Here is a 20122-nt window from a genome sequence, read left to right as displayed (position 1 = left end):
AGGTAGGAGATGAAACTCTCTAAAAAAGGTAAAATTGTTGGCGTATTACTTGTCATTTTCATATTGATTGTTGCATTTTTAATATTTAAAGTAGTGCACTTAAATCATGCGATTCATGATTCCAAGGACCATACGCAGTCATTGACAAATGGTCAAAAGAAAGTTGCAAATAAGCAGCCGATTTCTGTTGCTATATTTGGTGTGGATTCAGATGCAAAAAGAGCTAAAGCCAATTTAGGACAACGAACAGATACCATTTTAATTGCATCGATTAATCCAGAGAAAGGTAAGACGAAACTCATTTCAATTCCAAGGGATACACGTGCTGAGATTTCTGGTTTTGATAGAACTGAAAAGATTGCGCATGCATATGCTTACGGTGGACCAAAAACAGCAATCAAGACGATTGAGGATAACTTCAATATTCCTATTGATGGTTATGTTACCGTAGATATGGATGGATTTGAAAAGCTTATTGATATCTTTGGTGGTGTTGACGTTAAAAGTAATGCGACATTTGAGTATAATGGCTCGCAGTTTAAACAAGGTGAGTCGATGCACTTAAATAGTAAAAAGGCACTGGATTATGTGCGAAGTAGAAAAGAAGATGGCGCAGGTGGTGATGAAGGTCGAACAGAACGTCAAAGACAAGTCATAGCCGCATTATCTGAAAAAATGTCTGAGACACATAATCTATTTAAACTTAATAAGATACTGCAAGTGAGTGAACAAAATGTTAAGACAAGCTTTGATCTTAAATCCTTGAAGACATTATATTCCAAATATAAAGGTGCAGGTAATGCTATCGATAAATTATCGATTTCAGGTCAAAACCTCATAGAAAGTGATGGGATTTGGTACTTTATACCAGACGTTACTGATAAAGAAGAGAAAATGAAAGTATACAAGCATAATTTACAAAGTAGTGAATAATTAGATATCAATAAAAAATTCGCGCTAACAATGACAAAGCGATAGTCAAATGTCATTGTTAGCGCGTTTGTTAATGTCCGGCCATCCATGGTCGGGCATTTGTTTGTGATCGTGGTGTTGATGAGGTATTAACTTTAAGTTTATCTCCAGAAATGAGCCTAGGTTGTTGCCCTGCTTCGATTCTCTTTTTTACCTTTGGGTTCATATTATAAGTTTGAAATGAAGTGAATACACGTTTGGCTGTATTGCCACAAGTAGGGCAAGTGGCAATGTCGTGATTATCATGAATTGATTGTTTAATTGTGAATTCATGGCACTGTAAACAGTTATAAGTGTAATTTGGCATTATTCATCTGGCTCCAATGAAGGTAAGATATCCCCTTTAAATATTTCCCGAGGAATAGCTATCGTACAGCAAGCATTTGGCACATCAACAATACCAGCAACAGTTCCTTGGACTGGAGCAGAACCAAGTAGCATGTAGGCTTGTTCGCCTGTGAACCCACGTGTTTTTAAGAATTCAATTGCATTTAAACAAGCGTTACGATATGCAGTGTTTGCATCTAGGTAAGTCTGCTTTCCGCTAAATTCATTTACTGAGATACCTTCAAACACAATGTAATCTGTATAATTAGGCATAACTGGACCAGGTTTAAATGCTGGATTTTTCTTAATATTATATGTTTCCATACCATTTTTAATTACGTTTACACGCAACTCTATCCATCCAGGCATTTCGATACCACCACAAAAGGTAATTTCGCCATCGCCTTGTGAGAAGTGTAAGTCACCAACAGATAATTTAGCACCATCTACAAAGACTGGAAAATATATACGTGAGCCTTTAGATAAATTTTTAATATCACAGTTTCCTCCATTTTCTCTAGGAGGTACTGTACGTGCGCCTTCTTGAGCTACACGGTCAAAGTCTTTCCCTTTTAGCGTGCCTAACACTGCCGCATCTGTTTCAGGTAAGTTGGCTAATACGGGTTCTCTATTTGGATCTGTATTAACTAATTCACGTTCACGGCGGTTCCATTCGTTTAACATTTCTTGAGAAGGGGCAACCCCAATTAATCCTGGATGTATGATACCTGCGAATTCAACACCTGGTACATGACGACTTGTTGCATAAATACCATTAAAATCCCAAATAGATTTTTGAGCATTTGGGTAATGATCAACAAGGAAGCTACCGCCATTTGTTTTATCGAAAATACCATTGAATCCCCATGCATGTTCTTCGAATATACCGATATCTAAAATATCAACAACAAGTAAGTCTCCTGGCTTTACACCGTTGACATGGACAGGCCCGCTCAGTACATGAACACGATTTAAATTAACTTGCTTAATATCACTCGCATCGTCATTGTTTGAAATTTGTCCATCTGTCCAATCTAAACATTCCATTCTAAATGATTCACCTGGATCAACAGAAAATGCTGCAGGTATGTCTGGATGCCATCTGTTGTGACCTGGATGATCTTGTTGGTCCATTTTCTTACTTAAATCAATATTGAATAATTTCTTTGGCATAAGCATTATTCCCCCTATATCATTTAAATAGTAAATGTGACTGAATATTCTGTTAATGAAATAATAACACAAAAAATGTAAATGTATTATATGTTAAATGGAAAACGGCAAGTTAATTTTATTAATTTATCGTGTTGCTCTGTGATAATAATAGGATAGGCAATAATTGTGGTTAAGTGGATATAACTGTATTGTAACGTGAGAGAAGTATACATGAATCAATAAACATCATATTTATAGAAATATAAAAAGCAATATATCCTAACGTAATGTCGTGTCAGTATATATTGCTAATACTTAAATTGAGCTAAGGATGTGAATTCGTATATTATCCTTTTTGACTTTTTCGATTGTTGAGTACGTTAACAATATCTTTAATATACGTACCTTTTAAATGATAACTCCATTTATAGATAGCAAAGCTTGCGGTTACACAGATGATTGGTAGTACCACCATGATGACGCGTAGGCCATTTTTAGTTAATTCACTTTGCTCTTGGCCAGGTTGATATCCTAATAATGTAAGACTCCATCCTGTTGCTAGACCAGAGAAGGCCATTGCAGTCTTCATTAAAAAGGTTTGGGTAGAAGTGATTACACTTTCATTTCTTTGACCAAATTTCATTTCACTATAGTCGATAACATCTGCTATAGAAACAGTGATGATACCCATGATAAGGCCAGAGCCAATTTTAATAAGTGAAGTACCTAAAATAACAGGAATAAAGGCCTTTGGTGCTACGTAACCAGCGACTAATATTACCAGTAAACCTAAGATAATACTAATTGTTGCGATTGGATATACACGCTCTCGAGAGAGCCATTTGGCAATTTTAGGGAATAAGAATAAAGCAATAATTTCCATAAAGCCCATCCCGTTGTAAAGTGAGAATAAGAACTTAGATTCAGTGACATAACTAAAGTAATAAATCATTACATTACCAATTAATTGTCCACATAGGAAAAAGGTTAATATCATGCCAATATATGCCAATAATTCTTTGTTAGTAAAGAGAATGCGCCATATATCCTTAAATCTTAATGTAATACCAGTGTCGATATTTGTTGGAGCTTCGTGAACGTTCTTAACTGTAATACCAATTGTAATGTTAAAGATGATAATAGTGATTACTGCAACAATTAGAAAGCCTGTTGACTGATCCCCGTTTCCAAACAAATTATCTAAGAATATAACAATAGTTAAACCTAATGCTCCTAAAATTAAATTAGCTAAACTTGCAAAAATACGTGGTAGAACAGAAACTTCTTCTCGTTCAGTAGGGTTATTTGTAAGGTTGGGTAACCATGACCAATAAGGTACATCCATCATAGTATAAGTCATCCCCCATACAATATACATGATTGAAACAAATACATAGAGCGCCGTACCTTCTAAGTGAAAGTTAGTGAATATTAATACTGTAATCACAGAATTGACCAGCGTCCCGATAACTAACCATGGCCTGAACTTTCCCCATTTAGTTTTAGTTTTATCTACGATCATTCCCATGATTGGGTCATTGATAGCATCCCATATCCGTGCTACAAAATATAATGTACCGACGAAACTTGCTGCAACGCCTAAGATATCGGTGAGGTAATACATGAGATATATACCGATAAGATTGACGACTAAATCTTTACCAAATGCCCCGAAACCAAATGAATATTTTTCTTTACGTGTTAATTGCTTTTGCAATAATACCACCCCTTGATAAAGCAATAAATGTAAGCGCTTTTACAACATGATATAAAAAAATACGCTTAGCTTATTTCAATGCTTTGCTATTGACTACAACTTAAAAAATGTATACTACATTTACCATTACTAATGTGCAATGGTATGTTAATCCTGTTTAATAAAAACCAGTCCACCCTCAAGTTTTATTGAGAGTTGGTATCTGGTTTGAAATAAAATTGAAAAAAATTTATTTAAATTCAGGTAGCCAATCGCCATGGGCTTCAATTAAATCATCACACAGTGCAATAATATCGTCGATTGAAAGTTCTGAAGCTGTATGTGGATCTAATAGTGCAGCTTGATAAATCTTATCTTTACTTTGAGTTAAAGCTGCTTCGATGGTTAATAATTGTGTATTAATATTGGTACGATTCAACGCCGCCAATTGTTCCGGCAGTGCTCCGACATATGTTGGAGCAATACCACTTGCATCAACTAAACATGGAACTTCTACTACGGCATTTTCAGGGAGATTGCTAATCAAACCACCAGTGTTTAATACATTACCACCAATCTTAAATGGCTGATCTGTCTCCATTGCTTCAATAATATAAGAACCATATTCATGTGAGCGTTCGTGAGTTAAATTCTGATCGTTTACAATATCATCGCGCATTTGTTTCCATTCTTCGATTTGATTTACACATCGACGTGGATATTCGTCTAATGGGATATTATATTTCTCGATGAGCTCAGGATATTGATCTTTAATAAAGTAGGGGTGATACTCCGCATTATGTTCTGAAGATTCAGTAACATAATAACCAAATTTATCTAGCAATTCGAAGCGGACCATATCATCATGTGTTGTTTGTTGCTTCGCTTTAGCTCTTTTTTTAATTTCAGGGTAAATATCTTTGCCATCTTGAGTAATTTCAAGTAACCAAGCCATATGATTTATGCCAGCAATCTTCCACTGGATATTATCCTGAGACATTTCTAATGATTCGAGTAAATGACTTGCACATACTTGGACACTATGACATAGGCCAACTGTTTTGATACCTTCTTGTAACATCACGTTTGTGAGTACTGCCATTGGATTTGTATAGTTTAAGAACCAGGCATCCGGACAAACTTCTTTCATATCACGTGCGAAATCTTGCATTACTGGAATAGTTCTTAAGTTTCGGAAAATACCTCCAATACCTAATGTATCTGCAATTGTTTGACGTAAGCCATATTTTTTAGGTATTTCAAAATCGGTGATTGTTGCTGGGTCATATCCACCAACTTGAATTGCATTTATGACATATTTTGCTCCTGATAAAGCGGCTTTTCTATCATGGTAAGCAGTCACTTTTACTGTTGAGTTTAAATTCTTTTTTAAATTGTTCAACATGAGTTCAGAATCACGTAAACGCTCTTCATCAATATCAAATAGTGCAAATTCAAAGTCTTGTAAAGCATCTACTGTCATACAATCTCCTAAGACATTCTTTGCGAAAACAGTACTTCCAGCGCCTAAAAACGTTATTTTATTCATATATTTTCCTCCTAAAGTAACACAATAATTTTTGTAAATATTATTCGAAAATTCTGATAAATAAGTCGATAAAATATTTTAAGTTTGCTATAGCTTAGTTATAGCTTAGTTACTTTAGAGGTAATATACAATCGTAAATAAATTTGAAAAGGGTAATATATTGCTGTTATTAGTCGATGAATATTTTGTCGACGGACATAATGGATGTGTCACGTCTATAACGATTCGGTGATACACCAACGATTTTTTTGAATACTTTACTAAAATAATTACTTGATGTATAGCCGACTTCTAGAGCTATTGTTTCAATATTAAAGTCATTGGCAGACAATAACACTAAAGCTTGTTTAATACGCGTCTTAGATAGATAGTTGATGGGTGTGTCTTTGACTGATTTTTTAAATTGGCGTGTGAAATGGTACTTTGATAATTGAGATACTGACACAATATCGTCTAATGTAATATCTTGCTTATAATTATTTTCGATAAAATGTATGGCTTTAGCAATGGCTAACGGGTATTGATTGACTTGTTGTTGGCCATATTCAAAGTATTCAAGACACTTCATCATAAATGTATAGGCACAAGCTGATGCATCATAACCATGCTTAATACCTAATGTTTCTATACGTTCTAACGTTTCAATAATATGGCAGATTGGTTCTGAGTGTATGGGTAATTTGAATATATGACCATAGCTACTGATAATTTGTTGGAATAAACGCCCAATTTCTTCACCATAAATTGTAAAATAAAGAAATTCCCACTGCTTAGAGTGTGTAGGTAGAAAATAACAGTGATCACTCGGGACATGTACAAAGAAAGCATCACCAGTCTCTAGGTATCTAGTTTCATTGTCCAAAGTTATAGCACCTTCGCCATTTATCGTGTATTGAAATATGTAAATATCTTCTTCCCCTCTATGTAAACCATGCCAACGATAATCATGAGTTTGTCTGAGTTCATAACCTGTCGCATTTAGCCCGGCAACTTTACTTTGAAAATCACCTTTAAATCTGAATCCATATGAGTTGTGTTTAATTTCTTTTTCCAAATTAAATACTACCTCCATTCATTTGATTTTTATTCTATCATTGTTTTATAACGAAATAGTATTGATATATGTAAGCGATATTAAAATTTTAGAAAATAAGGGTTGATAAAATATTATTATTTTAAATAAATGAATTGTGATTCTTTCCCTTTGAATATGTGATAAAATGCGTGGTAACTGTAGTGAATATGCAGTTTATTTTGAATTGGAGGGTTGAGGATGTGTACAGGTTTTTCAATATTATCACCTCAAAATATTAATTATTTAGCAAGAACTATGGATTTTGATTTTGAATTTAATGGTATCCCGATAGCGGTACCTTCTCAATATACTTGGACGTTTGATATTGCTGGGACGAAACAAATGAACTATGGTTTCATTGGTACAGGTGTCATGGTAGGTCGTTATAGTTTTGGTGACGGTGTAAATGAACATGGTTTAGCGATTTCGACTCATTATTTTACAGGCGAAGCAAGTTATGCAACTGAACCACGTGAAGGTTATTTTAATATAGGACCAGAAGAATTTATCGTATGGGCATTAGGTAACAATCAATCGTTAACTGACTTGCAACATAATCTACATAAGATTAATATCGTAGCAGTTGAGAATAAAGCGCTCAATAACATTCCACCATTGCATTTTATAATTACGGATCAATCAGGTGTTACGGTTTCTGTTGAACCTCATGATGGATTGTTGATTATGAAGGATAATCCAGTACATGTATTAACGAATAATCCTAAATTAGAATGGCACTTAGAAAATTTAAGAAATTATGTTCATTTAACGCCTGAACATGGCAGAGAAAAGCAGTTTGGTGAATTGCAATTTGCTACATTAGGTGTCGAGGGTGGAACATATGGTTTACCGGGGGGCTTTACGTCTGCAGAGCGTTTTGTTCGTGCTGCATATTTACGACACCATTTAGAAATGGACTCTGAAGATACATTACAAAATGTGAATAGTTGCTTTAAGGTATTGAACAATGTGAGTATACCTAGGGGTGCAGTGATAGACGGTGAGATGGCACATTACACACAATATCAATGTGTATTACAATGCCATGAACCGACGTATTTTATTAAACCGTATCATAGTAGTGAGGTCTTTGAGGTGAAGTTAACAGAAGCTTTACTCAATAAAGAAGAAATTACGTACTTTTCTATTGATCATCCTTTTAAAACACAGCGTTTAAATTAAATTGATCAGTAGCAATGTTATTTACCTATTATATGAAAGGTATAGCGATAAATTATAAGAACAAATGAAAGATTGCGTATGAAGTTTGGGGGGAGTATTGGTGAAAAAGAAAGAAGTGAGTATGTCGGAATTATTTTTCGACTTAGTGTTTGTGTTTGTATTATCTACGATTAATCAAACAATCGAACACATTTCAGAAGACTTGGCTTCATTAGAAAGCCTAGGCAAGAACTTTACAATGTTTTTAATCTTCTTTGCGATATGGGTATATCGTACATTGCTAGTAAATAGGTTCTTTGAGCAAAAATGGTATCAATATTTATTTGTATTTATTGATATGTTCTTGGTGTTATTGTTGTCGAAAGCTACGAATGCGGACTTTCAACAAACGTTTAAGCCGTTTGTAACGATGTCAATTTTGATATTCTTGAGTATAGCTATACAATACATCCTTAATTATAAGTTGAATAAGCAAGTAGTCACGTTACAACTCGTTAAGGTGTATGTTTCAGGCTTGTTATTAATGATAATTGTATCGTTGGTTTCGTTAGCGTTACCAGCAGGAATTAACTTTTGGATTTACTTTATCGGTATAGTGATTATGGCTATTTTCCCAGTACTATTCTTAAAGGTTTCCAAAGAGAATCCGCTATTTTTCTCACATTTCTCAGAACGTTTAAGTTTATTTATGATTTTATTATTTGGGGAAGGTATCGTACAAATAGTGAATAATGTCGAGATTGCACATATTAATGTATTAGACGTGGTTTACTTTGTGTTAGTTGTAAGTCTGTTTATGGTTTATACCTTACATTATAAGAAGAGTTTGAATTATGAGAGAGATGATGCAACAGGCTTTGCTAGTGCCTATTTACATTTAGCGTTAATCTTTACGTTAGACTTTATCTTTTTAATTATGAACAAGGTACTAGCAAATCACGAAATTAGTACAGTGGAATTATATATTTATACACTGGCTTTTGGTATTTTCCTACTAGCAATTTATATAGATACACAGTTACACAACTCAGTCATTGATCAACGTGCTTTATTTATAACTATTATCTTAATCGCCACGATAATTGGATTAATTATTACTAATATTTATTTAGTTACTATCGTAGAAATTATTGGCATTCTCCTGTTGTGCTTTATATTTTATTCAGGTAAAAGTGATGACGAAATAGGAATTAAATAAATTTATAATATAGTTTGATTTGAACATTCTATATATTAATTATAAATGCAAATTCTTGACAATCACGAATAATCAGTATATCGTGATATTATTGAATTAAAAATAACAAGTTGTTGAGAACTGTGTGACGTAGAAGATTGACACCTTAGCATTATGCTAATAACTTAAATTGGTTTGGTGAAAAGGTGAACAATAAGCTAGTTTAGGCAGAGATTGTGCGACTTATTAATGAACTTTTAAATTATAAACTTTAACTATATATGAGGTAGCAAAGCGAAGCATTACATTTATCCACATGTAATGAGTCGTATTGAAGCCGACAATGTTAATGAATCAATGATGATTTATTATATATTGTCGGCTTTTATTTATACTTAAATATTTTTGAAACAAGCGTATATAGCAAGTTAAAAAAATGTAAAGGAGGAATCGCCATGCTGGCATCGATAGATGTTTCTGTATATTTTATTGTATTTTTTGTAGCTTTAGCTGTTGCTATAGTAAGTGGCTTGTTCTTTTTATCGAATAAATTGCCGCTAGCCTATGTGCGTATCCATATTTGGCTCGTCGCACTACCCGTTATTGTTGCATTTGTAGGGTTGTTAGGTGCTGAGAAGAATATTGAACTAGGTGTTTGGTACTCAGATGTCTTGGCATGGTTGATGACCTTCTTTGTATTAGGTATTGGATTGATAATACAACGTTATTGTATTCGTTATCTCTCAGGAGATTTGAATTATAGAAAGTATTTTACTCTATTTACATTAATGACTAGTTTTGCTGCGAGTGCCTGGTTGACGGCAGACTTACGTATTATGGTTGTTTGTTGGGGACTTACACTGATATGTTTAACGTTATTAATAAGTTTGACGAAAGCATGGGGTGTTACACGTGAGGCGGCTAAAGTATCTGGCAAATTATTTTTAGTGAGCTGGATTGCATTAGCAATAGCAGTATTGTGGATGGGTACTTTAACTGGTGAATGGCATTATATTAATATCTTTACGCAAGAGCATGTGAGTCAAATCGCAGTGTGGCAAAGATTTATTATTAATATTTTAATCGTTATTGCGGTCATCATTCCTGCTGCTCAATGGCCTTTCCAAAGATGGTTAATTGAATCTGTGGCGGCACCTACACCTGTTTCAGCAATTATGCATGCTGGAATAGTGAATGCGGGTGGTATTATGTTAACGCGCTTTTCTCCACTATTTAACGGTGATTTAGCAACTGTCGTATTGTTATGCTTTGCGAGTACATCTGTATTGATTGGTGCCGGTATTAGTTTAGTACATGTTGATTACAAACGATTATTAGTTGGTTCGACAATTGGTCAGATGGGCTTTATGTTGATTCAATGTGCACTTGGTGCATATATTCCAGCGATTATTCATTTAATGCTTCATGGTTTGTTTAAAGCAACATTGTTCTTGAGATCTGGCTCAGCAGTCAGACATTTTAATGTTCCAAGTCGAGCGAATGAACGTATGTCTTACTTGTGGATTCTAGTAGGGCGTTTGCTGGCGTTGTTAATTGGATTGAGTTTTTGGTTGAGTGAGCCTGGGCAAGGTTATAGATTAGTGAGTGGTCTAATTTTAGCATGGTCGTTATCTGTTTCGTGGGCACAGTTAGTTGCATTTGGTGAAGGTAAATTCGGACGTATAATGGGTCTATTAGTCTTACTTACTGTTGGTATTGTTTATTATTTAGTACATCATTACTTAAATGAAGCATTACATACAATTGCCTTCCAAAGTTCGCAACCACCAATGTTTATTGTTGTTATTGTAGCGCTAATCTTATTATTTGGTAGTGCGATGAGTACTTGGGTGGCTCGTCACCGTAATTCTACTGCCTTTGCAATGCTGTATATGTGGCTAGTGAGAATTGGAGACGCTAAAATAACTACGGTTGAACGACATCCGAATTATTTGAAACAGTATTTATCGAAAGGAGGACACTCAAATGGGGGAAATGGATAAAACAACGATGTATCATAATATAGACAATAACGACTTAAATCAACTCATAGCAAACGCGCAAAAAGTCATTGTACCTTTGTCACCCATTTCAGTGTTTGCTGCCCGTAGTCCTTGGGCCAACCTAGAAGATAAAAATTTCGATGATGTGGCGCAATGGTTAAGGGAAGTGCGAGAAGTCGATATGTATCCAGCAGTTTCAACGATATTAGAGGCAAAGGACAACGGTGAAATTGCTCAAGATAAAGTAGATGAAGGCTTAGAACAATGGTTACAACAAACTACAGCTCCATGTGCATCTGAAACTTTAGCCCACTTTGTAAAGCAAGTGATGACGTTGAAATCCTTGCAGAAGACTAATGACAAAGCACAATATGCACAAGCAAAGCAATTTGCAACATCATTAGCGCGGTCAACAAGTGGTCATAAATCAAAACATGCTCGCTTAATCAGTGCCGCAATAATAGATGACCAAGGCACAAAAATAAGTGACTATGTTGATTATTATGTTATGAAATGGTGTAAGTTGTATGTTGATGATGCACAAGCTGGATGGACAATGCCTGACAGAGAACGCGGTTTCTTTGCATCATGGTATCGATTGGTTCAACATGATCCGGCATTGACTAAGCAAGAGCGACAACGTATTAAAACATTGCCGAATGATTCGGAACTACTCTTAAATACTGCACTTCAGCGTTTAGGTATTGATGAGGGAGAGATCCAATCTTATCTGGAACAACACTTATTAGCCTTGCCTGGTTGGGCAGGTATGATGCTTTGGCAAGAAGAAAATGACGAACACGAAGATCATTTAATACGTACGTATCTAGCTATTCGATTAGCGCTAGAATGGTGTTTAGTAGACCCTTATTTACCTATTAAAGCTGAACCACGTGTTGATATATCACAGTGGACGGAAGCTATTTTACAATGGTTAGAATGGGGAGGGTATAGTGTTGAAGCATGGAGTCAGTTAACTTCAGAAAGTCAATTAGCACATGTTCATTTTGCCTTACATTTTAACCATCAAGTGAGTAGGAAGATTTGGTTAGAAGCGTGGGAAGAGACGTATCAGCAACAGATGAAAGATCATTTAGAGCAGACCGCTACGAAAGTACAAGATGAAACAATAACGCCAACAGCACAGTTGGCCTTCTGTATAGATGTGCGTTCTGAACCATTTCGTCGTCAGATTGAAAAGGCAGGTCACTTTGAAACGATTGGGATTGCAGGATTCTTTGGCTTGCCGATTGCTAAAAGTGAATTAGGCAAAAAGCATAGCCACCCATCATTGCCTGTTATGAATCAACCACAACATAAGATTAAAGAATATACAGCTGAACGTGAGCCTACTGCTTTTCAACAACGTAAGCATGTCCTTCAGTCTGTGACTTATACTTTTAAGAAAATGAAACAAAACGCATTGCCAAGTTTATTGCTGCCGGAATTAAGTGGTCCATGGCTTACATTACAAACAATTACGCGTAGTTTTATTCCACGACGAACTGGAAATTTGATTAGAAAGTTTTACGGAAGATGGTTGCAAAAACCTCAAGATACAACATTAACCTTAGATTATCAACATGAGCATGAAGATCATTTGCCAATTGGTTTTACAGATGAAGAAAAGATTGCATATGCTAAGCAAGCATTAACATTGATGAATTTAACTAAGCGCTTTGCACCATTGGTCGTATTCTGTGGTCATGGTAGTCACAGTGCAAACAATCCGTATGCAGCTTCGTTAGATTGTGGTGCTTGTGGTGGAGCTGCCAGTGGATTTAATGCCAAGGTGTTAGCACAGTTATGCAATTTGCCAGAAGTACGAGCTGGATTAGCTAATGCAGACATAGTTATTCCTTCGACAACAGTGTTTGCCTCAGCGGAACACCATACATCTGTTGATGAGTTAGCATGGGTATATCTTCCGGAATTACCAGAAGCGGCTCAAGATGCATATGAAGCATTAACAGCTAGTATGCCTGAGATTAGTCGTCGTGCTAACCAACAACGTTTGTCACAGTTGCCAAACAATCACATAACTAAAAAGGATCCAATTAAAGAAGTACACCGATTAGCAAATGACTGGAGTGAAATTAGACCAGAATGGGGTCTAGCTAAAAATGCGTCATTTATTATTGGTGAGAGAAGTTTAACTAAGGATATAAACTTAGAGGGTCGTGCATTTCTGCATAATTATAATTGGAAAGATGATGAGGACGGTAGTATACTTGCAAATATCATTTCGGGACCTGCAACGGTCACTCAATGGATAAATTTACAGTATTATGCTTCCACTGTAGCGCCACATTATTATGGTAGTGGAAATAAAATCACTCAAACAGTTACTGCTGGAATCGGTGTAATGCAAGGTAACGCGAGTGATTTGCTTACAGGTTTGCCTTGGCAATCAGTAATGTCAGCTGATAATAAGATGTATCATTCTCCTATTCGGTTGTTAATCGTCGTTCAAGCACCACAACACGTGATTGTGAACCTTCTAGATGCGTTACCTGATTTCCGTCAAAAAGTAAATAATGGTTGGGTAAGATTAGCTAGTATAGATCACTTTGGTGACTGGAAAGAATGGTCTAATTAAATATAATGAAATAAGTAATAGATATAATAGGCAACAGATTAACATGTAAGGTCGACTACTTTCCCGTGACAATATAGGTATGATTTTTGAATGTAAATTATGCTATTATAGAAAAAATAGATCAAAAATGATACTGTTATTTTGGTAAGTTCGATTCTAGTTTAACCTCTTAAACTTGTTCTACAGGAGATGTATAGGTAATGAAGACGAAGAAGGGCACATACGAGTCTGAAATTAGTAAAGCCATCACACAATGGGAGAAGGATTTTCTTGGACGTGGCTCACTTTCAGTAAAGACAGATATTTTGCGAGATATGATCATCGTGAGTTTACAAGGCGTACTTACCCAAGCGGAATACAAAGTGTGTGAGACCAATGAAGGCTTGCTAACGATTAAGAAGACGCGCTCTAAATTAGTAGAGTCCGGCATAGACGCTTTAAATGAAATTGTGTTGTCTATAACTGGTGAATCAGTAAAAGGATTTCACACAGATTTAAGTTCCCGTACCGGCGAACGCGTTATGATATTTAAATTGTATAATGATTTGGAAAAGCAGTTAATTGAACAACATAAATAACTATTTAAGGTTGTTGTAGCTGTTTTGTAGATAATATAGAACAGATTAAAAAGGTCAATCTGAGGTAACACTTCGGTTGGTCTTTTTAATTATTTCATTGAGTGTGTTCATTGCGCATTATATAAAAGTCGTTAAGAGCATTTAGATTTGGAACTGTGGCGATTTAACGATTGGAATTATGCTTGCATGGTGGAAGGACACATAAGAAATGCACTTACCGATGTAAGGGTCAGTAAGTGCGATATACTTTTAGAAATTTGGAAGATTTTTTAGTTTAATTAATTTTATCATCATATAAATAATGTTTGGGTGTTAAAGAATTATAATTTTATCTAATGGTGACAGTAACTTTAAGATGAAATTTACAAGGTCATACTACTGTATTTTGAAAAGTTATCACACGAGGAAATATGTGAAAGCTTAGTAATTAGCTCGGGAGAAATTTGAACCGGCTATTTAAGTAAAGTGTCACCTCCTTTATCAGAATATTATAATAATTTGTATATCTTTTGGTAAAATTTTCCTAGTTGTACCAATTCAATGCCGAATCGTTATTATTTATATGTTATTTAACTTTAATTGTATATAATTTTTTATCATCGCTATATAATGGATGTCATTCAAAAATCCGTATTTTATCTTAATAACATAATATGAATAACTTGTTTTAGCGCTTTGATTTGTAGTAAAATTACTGCTTGGGTGTTAAAGAATCATAATTTTTATTATGGTTCTTTTTCTTATGTCTAGCTTTAATATATTAAGTGAAGATATTGAAAAATGCTGACTATTAAAGTTGAAATTAAATCCGAAGTAGGATTTGTTTTATAATAATATTCAGTATAATAATTAAAAGTATATAGTGAGGTAATAAGGAGGACGGACGTATGACTCAACTCAAAAATATTCTGTATTCATTAATAGAACCTCTAACTAAGCCAGAAACGTACCAAAGTTTACTGTCTAATTTAATTATGATTGTTGTGTATGTTGTAGTGGCATGGATTGTCTTACGTTTTATTAATAAGGGTATTGAGCAATTCTTTAAAATTCAAAATAAAGGTAAAAAAGCGAATAAAAAACGTTCCAATACATTAATTTCACTGATTCAAAATGTGGTTTCCTATGTGGTATGGTTTATCGTATTGACGACAATTTTAAGTAAGTTTGGGATTAGTGTTGAAGGCATTATTGCAAGTGCTGGTGTAGTTGGTCTTGCAGTGGGCTTTGGTGCACAAACAGTAGTTAAAGATATTATTACAGGTTTCTTTATTATTTTTGAAAATCAATTTGATGTAGGGGACTATGTTAAAATTAATAGCGCAGGAACTACCGTTGCAGAAGGCACAGTTAAAGCGATAGGTCTCAGATCTACACGTATCAATACAATTAGTGGCGAGCTTACTACATTGCCAAATGGTAGTATGGGAGAAATAACAAATTACTCAGTGACAAACGGAGAATCTATAGTTGAAATTCCGGTTTCTGTTGAAGAAGATATCGACAGAGTCGAGGAAGTATTGACGAAGCATTTTGAAGCAATGAGATCTAAATACTATTTATTTGTATCAAATCCTAAGGTAGTAGGTATTAACTCAATAACTCGAGATGAAATTGTCTTAAGTATTTCTGCAGAAACAGTTCCGGGAGAAGGATTTTCCGGGGCGCGAATATTAAGAAAAGAAATTCATAAATTATTTAAAGACAATGGTATTAAAGTGCCTCAACCAGTTATGGTACAATATGATTCGAATCAACAAAATAAAGCATAGAAAGTTCGGAGGTGTGACATCATGACATCAGATTACGGTTTGAATGATATTGTAGAGATGAAGAAGCAACATGCATGTGGGACGAATCGTTTCAAGATTATTCGTGTTGGTGCAGACATCCGAATAAAATGTGAAAATTGTCAGCGAAGTATTTTGATTCCTAGACAAACGTTTAATAAAAAAATGAAGAAAATACTAGTATCCAATCAAGATACTGAAAATAAGGAGAATGAATAAATGGCTTTAACAGCAGGTATTGTTGGGCTACCCAACGTAGGTAAATCAACGCTATTTAACGCAATAACAAAAGCAGGTGCGCTTGCAGCGAATTATCCTTTCGCGACAATCGATCCCAATGTAGGAATCGTAGAAGTGCCAGATAGTCGACTTAATGTCTTAGAAGAAATGGTTCAACCGAAGAAGACAATCCCGACAACATTTGAATTTACAGATATTGCTGGAATCGTTAAGGGCGCTTCAAAGGGTGAAGGTTTAGGTAATAAATTCTTGTCACATATCCGTGAAGTTGATGCGATATGTCAGGTTGTACGTGCTTTTGATGATGACAACGTGACGCATGTTTCTGGTAAAGTAAATCCAATTGATGACATTGAAGTTATTAACATGGAATTAGTTCTTGCAGACTTAGAATCTGTTGAGAAGCGTTTGCCAAAAATTGAAAAGATGGCAAGACAAAAGGATAAAGATGCTGAAAATGAAGTGCGTATTTTATCAAGAATTAAAGAAGCTTTAGCAGATGGTAAGCCAGTTAGAAGTTTAGAGTTTACAGAAGAAGATCAAAGATATGTTAAACATGCACAATTGTTAACATCTAAAGAAATGTTATACATTGCCAACGTTGGAGAAGATGAAATTGGTGATGAAGATAATGAAAAAGTGAAAACAATTCGTGAATATGCACAACAAGAAGATTCTGAAGTTATCGTTATCAGTGCTAAAATTGAAGAAGAAATTGCAACATTGGACGATGAGGATAGAGAGATGTTCTTAGAAGATTTAGGCATTGAAGAACCGGGTCTAGATCGCTTGATTCGCACAACTTATGATTTACTAGGTTTAGCGACATATTTTACGGCAGGTGTGCAAGAAGTTAGAGCATGGACATTTATTAAAGGTATGACAGCACCACAATGTGCAGGCATCATCCATACTGACTTTGAGCGTGGATTTATTCGTGCTGAAGTTACAGGTTACGATGACTACGTTGAATACAATGGAGAAAGTGGCGCTAAAGAAGCTGGTAAGCAACGCCTTGAAGGTAAAGAATATATCATGAAAGACGGAGACGTCGTGCACTTTAGATTTAATGTTTAAACTAGCGTAGTGAATATTTAAATATAAATCAATTTGAGTTATAGCGGCCATACTCAAAATAACAGGAATAATCCAGAGTATTATCAATATATGGATTATTCCTTTTTACTTTAATTTAGCTTATGCTTTTGAAAGTACATAGTTGTCTTAATATGAACTTCAGCATAGTGTAAAACTGTAATTTCATAAAACAAGAAAACGTCAATTCCTACCTTAATTGTAAAAATGATAGAAATTGACGTTTATTTTAATGCTTTAACAATCTAGGTGTATTTGTAAATACTATATTCATTTAAGATGTAAACCAGTTGCTGCTAACATTTGGACCTAAATAATTCGCATCTACTTTTTGGTTAAGTTCTTGTGAATTATAACCGTCTGTATATTGCCACAGTACGTGTGGTGAAGTAGGCTGTGCCTCATTATAATTGGCAATCCATACGCCATCATAATTATTAGCAGATTGTGTAGCATGTTGTTTCATAAAGTTTTCATATGAATAAAATAAGACTTTCTTGTTTCCGGCAAGACTCTTCATTTCGTCATACCATGCATTAGTACTTTGATCCGTTGTGCCAGATGTTACAGAATTTTGTTCAAAATCATTGATGTAAAATTTAGCTTTTGGTGCGCGATTGTATAGTGTTTGGGCTTCATAACGGGCGTCGTCAGGATTTTCATACATGCTGTAAGAATAGACCCCGAAGTCCAAATTGTATTTATCTAATATAGCTGAATTATGGCTTAGAGAAGCATCGATTTTTTCAGAACCGTATTGGGCACGAATGATTATGAAATCATAGTTTTCTTTCAGTGATTTGACTTGTTGCTCTGTTAAATCACCTTGCCATTCTGAAATATCAAGTACTCTTTCACCATTTGTAGCAGCTTCAGGTTGCACTTGTTTAGTTTGTTGCTCTTTGGATTGTGCATCTGGATGTTTCGAAACATATTTTTGATAACCATACCCCATCGTACCTTGCTCACTCGTATTTGCTTCGGCAGCATTAGTAGAATGGATAGTTAAAGTAGATGCCAAAATAACAGTGGTTGTGATTAAACCTTTTTTGATTGTAGAAACCATAGTCTTCTCCTTTAATGTGCTTAAAATTACCTAAAAATAATCTAAGTGCATAGGGGTAAACAACAAATTATGTAGCGTAGTTGATATGCTAATAGAATTAGTTTTATTTAGCAACCTTATGTCGAAAAACATTAAAACTTTATAAAAAACAAATTCCAATTGTATAATTTGTTATTGTTATTATTGTGTTGCAACATAATATTGTGGTTCTAGAACGTGGATTTATGTTATTTTCGATAAATTGTTTCATATGAAACATCGAAATTTGAAATATATATTTGACGTACTGATTATCATTGTAAAAAGTAATACCGTGTGCTATAATTCTTGACTGTGAGTAATGAAAATTATTCCTTGCTTATCATATAGTATGATGAGCCGTATAGACCACAAGGAGGTGCAATTATAAAATGAGAACATATGAAGTTATGTATATCGTTCGTCCAAACATTGAAGAAGATGCTAAGAAAGCTGTCGTTGAACGTTTCAACGGAATTTTAGCAACTAACGGATCAGAGGTTTTAGAAACTAAAGATTGGGGCAAACGTCGTTTAGCTTATGAAATCAATGATTTCACAGAAGGTTACTACAATATCGTACGTATCCAAACTGAAAATAACGAAGCTACTGACGAATTCCAACGTTTAGCTAAAATCAATGATGACATCATCCGTTTTATCGTTATTCGTGAAGACGAAGATAAAACAAGAAAATAATTAATGGGGGTCGCTTAAATGATAAATAGAGTTGTTTTAGTCGGTCGTTTAACTAAAGATCCAGAATATAGAACAACACCCTCAGGCGTGAGTGTTGCGACTTTTACCCTAGCGGTAAATCGTACGTTTACAAATGCGCAAGGGGAACGCGAAGCTGATTTCATTAACTGTGTTGTTTTCAGAAAGCAAGCAGAGAATGTAAATAATTATCTTTCAAAAGGTAGTTTAGCTGGCGTTGACGGTCGCATTCAATCACGTAGCTATGAAAACCAAGAAGGACGTCGTATTTTTGTAACAGAAGTTGTTTGTGATAGCGTTCAATTCCTTGAACCTAAAGGACAAAACCAACGTCAACAACAGGATGGAAATAACAATTTCCAAGACTATGGCCAAGGTTTTGGTGGACAACAATCTGGACAAAACACGTCTTATCAAAATAACAACAACCCATCAAATAACAATGGACAATCAGATAATCCATTTGCAAATGCAAATGGTCCGATTGACATTAGTGATGATGATTTACCGTTCTAATCTACAAGTATTGTGTGAATACGAAATGTAGATTTAAAGATTAATCATAATATGTGTGAATTGCATTAAATATGTGTGTGTGAAATGTGTGAATAATAATGCAATAAAGAAGTACACCTTCAGAGATGAGGGTGTATTTTTTTATGCAATTTTATATCGCCAAGTGGACTGCGATGCCTTACGCACTCTAACCACTATCATAAATCGGTCATTATCATTTGATAGAACTCCTATAAAAATTATATAAAGTTTCACCTTATACAAAAGCCCTTGATACATTAAAAGTAAAATATTAATAAAATATTTTTGTATTTAAATTTTAAGCACAAAATTGCTCTATAAAAATATTACAAAAATAAACTTTAAAA

Annotated in this window: 17 protein-coding genes; 11 read left to right on the top strand and 6 right to left on the bottom strand. The window is 34.7% G+C overall.

Annotated elements, in window-relative coordinates; genetic code table 11:
* The first annotated feature begins 9 nt into the window (after positions 1-9).
* The gene (locus JN168_RS12880; RefSeq protein ID WP_107511888.1) at positions 10-933 is read left to right on the top strand and encodes an LCP family protein; all 924 of its coding nucleotides are present in this window, start codon (positions 10-12) and stop codon (positions 931-933) included.
* Between the two features lie 70 nt (positions 934-1003).
* On the opposite strand, the gene JN168_RS12875 is transcribed toward JN168_RS12880, so the two are convergent.
* From JN168_RS12875 to JN168_RS12855, 5 genes are all read right to left on the bottom strand, one after another.
* Positions 1004-1279: an FmdB family zinc ribbon protein gene (locus JN168_RS12875; protein WP_279525949.1), complete on the bottom strand. Its 276-nt coding sequence runs from the start codon at positions 1277-1279 to the stop codon at positions 1004-1006.
* On the bottom strand, positions 1279-2472 hold the full coding sequence (gene fmdA / locus JN168_RS12870) for a formamidase (protein ID WP_042737634.1): 1194 nt from the start codon (positions 2470-2472) through the stop codon (positions 1279-1281). Before fmdA ends, JN168_RS12875 begins: the two co-directional genes overlap by 1 nt.
* Positions 2473-2800: 328 nt before the next feature.
* Positions 2801-4171 carry a melibiose:sodium transporter MelB gene (gene melB, locus JN168_RS12865; protein WP_042737633.1) on the bottom strand — a complete coding sequence of 457 codons (1371 nt, stop codon included), beginning with the start codon at positions 4169-4171 and terminating at the stop codon, positions 2801-2803.
* A 229-nt stretch (positions 4172-4400) separates the two neighbouring features.
* Positions 4401-5699, bottom strand: a complete 1299-nt coding sequence (gene melA / locus JN168_RS12860) for an alpha-glucosidase/alpha-galactosidase (protein ID WP_042737632.1) — start codon at positions 5697-5699, stop codon at positions 4401-4403.
* A gap of 169 nt (positions 5700-5868) precedes the next feature.
* Complete coding sequence (locus JN168_RS12855; RefSeq protein ID WP_107511892.1) at positions 5869-6753, bottom strand: AraC family transcriptional regulator; 885 nt, start codon at positions 6751-6753, stop codon at positions 5869-5871.
* Positions 6754-6972: 219 nt separating this feature from the next.
* Between JN168_RS12855 and JN168_RS12850 the strand changes: the two genes are divergently transcribed.
* The 8 genes from JN168_RS12850 (at position 6973) to ychF (ending at position 17420) form a co-directional block, all read left to right on the top strand.
* Positions 6973-7956, top strand: coding sequence for a choloylglycine hydrolase family protein (locus tag JN168_RS12850; RefSeq protein WP_042737630.1), 984 nt, complete (start codon positions 6973-6975; stop codon positions 7954-7956).
* Positions 7957-8056: 100 nt separating this feature from the next.
* Positions 8057-9154 (top strand): low temperature requirement protein A, encoded by a 1098-nt coding sequence (locus JN168_RS12845; RefSeq protein ID WP_042737629.1) that lies wholly within the window; start codon positions 8057-8059, stop codon positions 9152-9154.
* A 434-nt stretch (positions 9155-9588) separates the two neighbouring features.
* A complete protein-coding gene (locus JN168_RS12840; RefSeq protein ID WP_279525948.1) occupies positions 9589-11136 on the top strand; it encodes an NADH dehydrogenase subunit 5 in 1548 nt (515 codons plus the stop codon).
* Positions 11120-13735, top strand: a complete 2616-nt coding sequence (locus JN168_RS12835) for a DUF2309 domain-containing protein (RefSeq protein WP_279525947.1) — start codon at positions 11120-11122, stop codon at positions 13733-13735. The genes JN168_RS12840 and JN168_RS12835 overlap by 17 nt, the downstream gene beginning before the upstream one ends.
* 200 nt (positions 13736-13935) lie before the next feature.
* Positions 13936-14313, top strand: a complete 378-nt coding sequence (locus JN168_RS12830; protein ID WP_042737626.1) for a Na-translocating system protein MpsC family protein — start codon at positions 13936-13938, stop codon at positions 14311-14313.
* Between the two features lie 887 nt (positions 14314-15200).
* Positions 15201-16085, top strand: a complete 885-nt coding sequence (locus tag JN168_RS12825) for a mechanosensitive ion channel family protein (RefSeq protein WP_042737625.1) — start codon at positions 15201-15203, stop codon at positions 16083-16085.
* Positions 16086-16106: 21 nt separating this feature from the next.
* A complete protein-coding gene (locus JN168_RS12820; RefSeq protein ID WP_042737624.1) occupies positions 16107-16322 on the top strand; it encodes a DUF951 domain-containing protein in 216 nt (71 codons plus the stop codon).
* Entirely contained in the window at positions 16323-17420 is a 1098-nt protein-coding gene (gene ychF, locus JN168_RS12815) for a redox-regulated ATPase YchF (RefSeq protein ID WP_042737623.1), read from the top strand.
* 292 nt (positions 17421-17712) lie between these two features.
* Here the strand turns inward: ychF and JN168_RS12810 are convergent, their stop codons facing one another.
* Positions 17713-18504 carry a GH25 family lysozyme gene (locus JN168_RS12810; RefSeq protein ID WP_042737622.1) on the bottom strand — a complete coding sequence of 264 codons (792 nt, stop codon included), beginning with the start codon at positions 18502-18504 and terminating at the stop codon, positions 17713-17715.
* Positions 18505-18914: 410 nt separating this feature from the next.
* Here JN168_RS12810 and rpsF point away from each other — a divergent pair, with 410 nt between their 5' ends.
* Both rpsF and ssb read left to right on the top strand, forming a co-directional pair.
* Positions 18915-19220 (top strand): 30S ribosomal protein S6, encoded by a 306-nt coding sequence (gene rpsF, locus JN168_RS12805; RefSeq protein WP_107511898.1) that lies wholly within the window; start codon positions 18915-18917, stop codon positions 19218-19220.
* Between the two features lie 18 nt (positions 19221-19238).
* Positions 19239-19754, top strand: coding sequence for a single-stranded DNA-binding protein (ssb, locus tag JN168_RS12800; RefSeq protein WP_042737620.1), 516 nt, complete (start codon positions 19239-19241; stop codon positions 19752-19754).
* Positions 19755-20122: the final 368 nt, after the last annotated feature.

The sequence above is a fragment of the Staphylococcus gallinarum genome (assembly GCF_029774255.1).
GTDB lineage: Bacteria > Bacillota > Bacilli > Staphylococcales > Staphylococcaceae > Staphylococcus > Staphylococcus gallinarum.
The sequence above is the reverse complement of the archived record's forward strand: the minus strand, read 5'-3'. Positions and strand labels throughout refer to the sequence as shown.